The 4,347-nt window shown below is 72.8% G+C and carries 5 protein-coding genes; 1 reads left to right on the top strand and 4 read right to left on the bottom strand.

From position 1 onward, the window contains the following. Window positions 1–77: 77 nt before the first annotated feature. A complete protein-coding gene (era, locus tag ACOV8S_RS20740) occupies window positions 78–1,031 on the top strand; it encodes a GTPase Era (RefSeq protein WP_448319290.1) in 954 nt (317 codons plus the stop codon). Window positions 1,032–1,109: 78 nt separating this feature from the next. On the opposite strand, the gene ACOV8S_RS20735 is transcribed toward era, so the two are convergent. From ACOV8S_RS20735 to ACOV8S_RS20720, 4 genes are all read right to left on the bottom strand, one after another. Beyond that, window positions 1,110–2,108 (bottom strand): adenosine deaminase, encoded by a 999-nt coding sequence (locus ACOV8S_RS20735; protein WP_448319289.1) that lies wholly within the window; start codon window positions 2,106–2,108, stop codon window positions 1,110–1,112. Between the two features lie 84 nt (window positions 2,109–2,192). After that, the gene (locus ACOV8S_RS20730; RefSeq protein WP_448319287.1) at window positions 2,193–3,098 is read right to left on the bottom strand and encodes a ribonuclease Z; all 906 of its coding nucleotides are present in this window, start codon (window positions 3,096–3,098) and stop codon (window positions 2,193–2,195) included. A gap of 29 nt (window positions 3,099–3,127) precedes the next feature. Then, complete coding sequence (locus ACOV8S_RS20725) at window positions 3,128–3,481, bottom strand: histidine triad nucleotide-binding protein (protein WP_448319286.1); 354 nt, start codon at window positions 3,479–3,481, stop codon at window positions 3,128–3,130. Between the two features lie 119 nt (window positions 3,482–3,600). Beyond that, on the bottom strand, window positions 3,601–4,347 hold a 747-nt coding region (locus tag ACOV8S_RS20720), incomplete at its 5' end, for a S41 family peptidase (RefSeq protein WP_448319285.1).

The raw sequence follows: 4,347 nt of genomic DNA, 5'->3' as shown, positions 1-4,347 counted from the left end.
GCGGGTCACCCGCCCCGGGGGACCCCGGGAGCGCCCGCCGGTACGAGGGCGCCCCGCGATCGGGGAGAATGGGCGGCATGAGCGTTCGTACACAGTCACCGCAGCCGTCCGAGGACCACCTCCACCGGGCCGGCTTCGCCTGCTTCGTGGGCCGCCCCAACGCGGGCAAGTCCACTCTCACGAACGCTCTGGTGGGCCAGAAGGTGGCGATCACCTCCAACCGCCCCCAGACCACCCGGCACACCGTGCGGGGCATCGTGCACCGCCCGGACGCCCAGCTGATCCTGGTGGACACCCCCGGCCTCCACAAGCCGCGCACCCTGCTCGGCGAGCGGCTCAACGACGTGGTCCGCACCACCTGGGCCGAGGTCGACGTGATCGGCTTCTGCCTGCCCGCCGACCAGAAGATCGGCCCCGGCGACCGGTTCATCGCCAAGGAGCTCGCGGCGATCAAGAAGGCCCCGAAGGTGGCCATCGTCACCAAGACGGACCTGGTGGACTCCAAGCAGCTCGCCGAGCAGCTGATCGCGGTGGACCAGCTCGGCAAGGAGCTGGGCATCACCTGGGCGGAGATCGTCCCCGTCTCGGCGACGGCCGGCAAGCAGGTCGACCTTCTCGCCGACCTGCTGATCCCGCTGATGCCCGAGGGCCCGGCGCTCTACCCGGAGGGCGACCTCACCGACGAGCCGGAGCAGGTGATGATCGCGGAGCTGATCCGCGAGGCCGCCCTGGAGGGCGTGCGGGACGAGCTGCCGCACTCCATCGCCGTGGTCGTCGAGGAGATGCTGCCGCGTGAGGACCGGCCGGCCGACAAGCCGCTGCTGGACATCCACGCCAACCTGTACATCGAGCGCTCCAGCCAGAAGGGCATCGTCATCGGCCCCAAGGGCCAGCGCCTGAAGGACGTCGGGATCAAGTCCCGCAAGCAGATCGAGGCGCTGCTGGGCACCCCGGTCTTCCTCGACCTGCACGTGAAGGTCGCCAAGGACTGGCAGCGCGACCCCAAGCAGCTGCGCAAGCTGGGCTTCTGACAGCCCCCGCGGACGCACGACGGCCCCGGTACCGCTGAGCGGTACCGGGGCCGTCGTGCGTCCTTCGTGCCGTGCGGCTCAGCGGCGGGGGAACGCGTAGGCCTCGACCTCGGCGAGGTAGCGGGCGCGGCGCTCCTCGTCGTCCTCCAGGAAGGAGGCGAGGAAGGAGTTGCGGGCGAGCTCGCGCAGCCGGTCCTCGTCCAGGCCGAGCCGGTCGCGGACGGCGTCGAAGTTGTCGCCGGCGTAGCCGCCGAAGTAGGCGGGGTCGTCGGAGTTGACCGTGCACAGCAGCCCGGCGTCCATCATCGCGGGGAGCGGATGGTCCTCCAGAACGTCGACGGCGCGCAGCCGCACGTTGGACAGCGGGCACAGGGTCAGCGGGATCCGCTCCCGGACCAGCCGTTCCACCAGGGCCGGGTCCTCCATGCAGCGCAGACCGTGGTCGACGCGCTCGACGCCCAGCAGGTCCAGGGCCTCGGTGATGTAGGAGGCGGGGCCCTCCTCGCCGGCGTGGGCGACGCGGCGCAGGCCGAGGGCGGCGGCGGCCGCGTAGACCTCCTGGAACTTCACCGGCGGGTGGTTCACCTCCGCGGAGTCCAGGCCGATCCCGGTGATCCGGTCCAGGTACGGCCGGGCGAGGTCCAGCGTCTCCAGGGCGGACTCGGCGGACTCGTCGCGCAGGAAGCACATGATCAGCCGGGTGGAGACGCCGTGCCTCGCCTCGCTCGCGGCCAGCGCCCGCCCCAGGCCCTCGACCACAGTGCCCATGTCGACGCCGCGGGCGAGGTGGGCCTGCGGGTCGAAGAAGATCTCGGCATGCCGCACGCCCTGGGCGGCGGCCCGGCGCAGGTAGGCGTTCGCGAGGTCCTCGAAGTCACGCTCGGTGCGCAGCACCGCCATGCAGGCGTAGTACAGGTCGAGGAAGGACTGCAGGTCCTCGAAGGCCTGGGCGGCGCGCAGCTCGTCGACGGACGCGTACGGCAGCGTCACGCCGTTGCGCTCGGCGAGCTCGAAGGCGAGCTCCGGCTCCAGGGTGCCTTCTATGTGGAGGTGCAGTTCGGCTTTCGGGAGGGGCATCAGAAGATGATACGCATACGCCCCGTCCTGCCCGAAATGAGCCGGGCGCGGTCCGGCGACGGGTCCGGCGCGCCTCCGGGCCGGTCAGACCCGCCGCGGCACGGGGATCCGCTCCAGGTCGCGGGCGACGGTGAGCTCGCCCTCGAAGCCGGCCGCGCGGGCCTGCCGGGCGAACTCCTCGGGGTCCGCGTAGCGCTGGCTGAAGTGGGTGAGCACCAGGTGGCGCACGCCCGCGTCGCGGGCCACGCGGGCCGCCTGGCCCGCGGTGAGGTGGCCGTGGTCCTCGGCCAGGGCGACGTCCTCGTCGAGGAAGGTGGACTCGATGGTCAGCAGGTCGCAGCCCTCGGCGAGGCGGTGGACGCCGTCGCAGAGCCGGGTGTCCATGACGAACGCGAACCGCTGCCCGCGCCGCACCTCGCTGACCTCGTCCAGCGTGACGCCGTTCAGCTCGCCGTCGCGCTGGAGGCGGCCGACGTCGGGGCCCTGGATGCCGTGCGCGGCCAGCCGCTCGGGGAGCATCCGGCGGGCGTCGCGCTCGACGAGCCGGTAGCCGTAGGACTCGACGGGGTGGTCGAGCCGGTGGGCCTCCAGCGTGTAGCCGGGGGTCTCGGCGATCGGCCCGTCGGAGTCGACCGGCTCCTCGGCCAGCTTCACCGTCTCGCGGTAGGCGGTGGCGTACCGCAGTCGGTCGAAGAAGCGCTGCCCGGAGCGGGGGTAGTGTGCGGTGACCGGGTGCGGGACGCGGTCCAGGTTGATCCGCTGGATGACGCCGGCCAGGCCCAGGGAGTGGTCGCCGTGGAAGTGGGTGACGCAGAGCCGGTTCAGGTCGTGCGCGGCGACGCCGGCGCGCAGCATCTGCCGCTGCGTCCCCTCGCCGGGGTCGAACAGGATGCCCTCGCCGTCCCACCGCAGCAGGTAGCCGTTGTGGTTGCGGTGCCGGGTCGGAACCTGGCTGGCGGTGCCGAGCACCACCAGTTCACGCACGGACACGCTCGCCCTCCCCTACCGCACCGGCCGCGTCAGCCGGGGGGCCACTGCAGGCCGCGCCCGCCGAGGACGTGGGCGTGCGCGTGGAAGACCGTCTGACCCGCACTGGAGCCGGTGTTGAAGATCGTGCGGTAGCTGTCCAGCTTCTCGTCCTCGGCGACGGCCCGGGTCTCGCGCAGCACGTCGGCGGCGATCTCGGGCGCCTCGGCGGCGAGGGCGGCGGCGTCCGCGTGGTGCTCCTTGGGGATCACCAGGACGTGGGTGGGGGCCTGCGGGTTTATGTCCCGGAACGCCACCGTGGTGTCCGTCTCACGGACGACGGTGGCCGGGATCTCTCCCGCGACGATCTTGCAGAACAGGCAGTCGTCCTGCGGCTCCCCTGCCATGGGCCCTCCTCGTTCGTGATCGTTCACGCACCGTCATCGTAACGCCCCGCGCCGACGGCCGGGCCCTGCCCGCGGACGTGGCCCCGCACGGTGCGGGGCCACGTCCGCGGGCCGCCGTCTCACAGCGACGGCGGCGTCTTCGCGGGTGTGCGGGACAGAGCCTCCAGGGCGATCCGGACCGCCTCGTCCAGCTGCGGGTCGCGGCCGGCGACGTGGTCCTGCGGCGTCTGCGGCACCTCGACGTCGGGGTCGACGCCGTGGTTCTCGACGCCCCAGCCGAGCTCCTCGAACCAGAAGGCGTACTTCGGCTGGGTCACCAGGGTGCCGTCGACCAGCCGGTACCGGCTGTCGATGCCGACGACGCCGCCCCAGGTGCGGGTGCCGACCACCGGGCCGATGCCCAGGGCCTTGACCGCGGCGTTGACGATGTCGCCGTCGGAACCGGAGAACTCGTTGGCCACCGCGACCACCGGGCCCCGCGGCGCGTCCAGCGGGTAGCTCATGGGGCGCTTGCCGCGCGGCACGTCCCAGCCGACGATCCGCCGCGCCAGCTTCTCCACGACCAGCTGCGAGGTGTGGCCGCCCCGGTTCTCCCGGACGTCGACGATCAGGCCCTCCCGGGCCACCTCGACTACCAGGTCGCGGTGGATCTGCGCCCAGCCGGCGCCCATCATGTCGGGCACGTGCAGGTAGCCGAGGCGGCCGCCGCTCAGCTCGTGCACGTGGGCCCGGCGGTCGGCGACCCAGGCGTGGTACCGCAGCGCCTCCTCGTCGTCGGTGGGCACCACCACGGTGTGCCGCGGGTCGCCTCCGGCCGCCGGGGCCACCGTCAGTTCGACCGGCTTGCCCGCCGTGCCGGCCAGCAG

Source organism: Streptomyces sp. CO7 (assembly GCF_053474865.1).
This window is presented reverse-complemented; position numbering and strand designations above follow the sequence as displayed.

What these genes read in the sequence shown, in the direction of transcription:
- ACOV8S_RS20735 (WP_448319289.1), bottom strand. Translation starts at nt 2,108, where the DNA reads ATGCCCCTCCCGAAAGCCGAACTGCACCTCCACATAGAAGGCACCCTG.
- era (WP_448319290.1), top strand. Translation starts at nt 78, where the DNA reads ATGAGCGTTCGTACACAGTCACCGCAGCCGTCCGAGGACCACCTCCAC.
- ACOV8S_RS20725 (WP_448319286.1), bottom strand. Translation starts at nt 3,481, where the DNA reads ATGGCAGGGGAGCCGCAGGACGACTGCCTGTTCTGCAAGATCGTCGCG.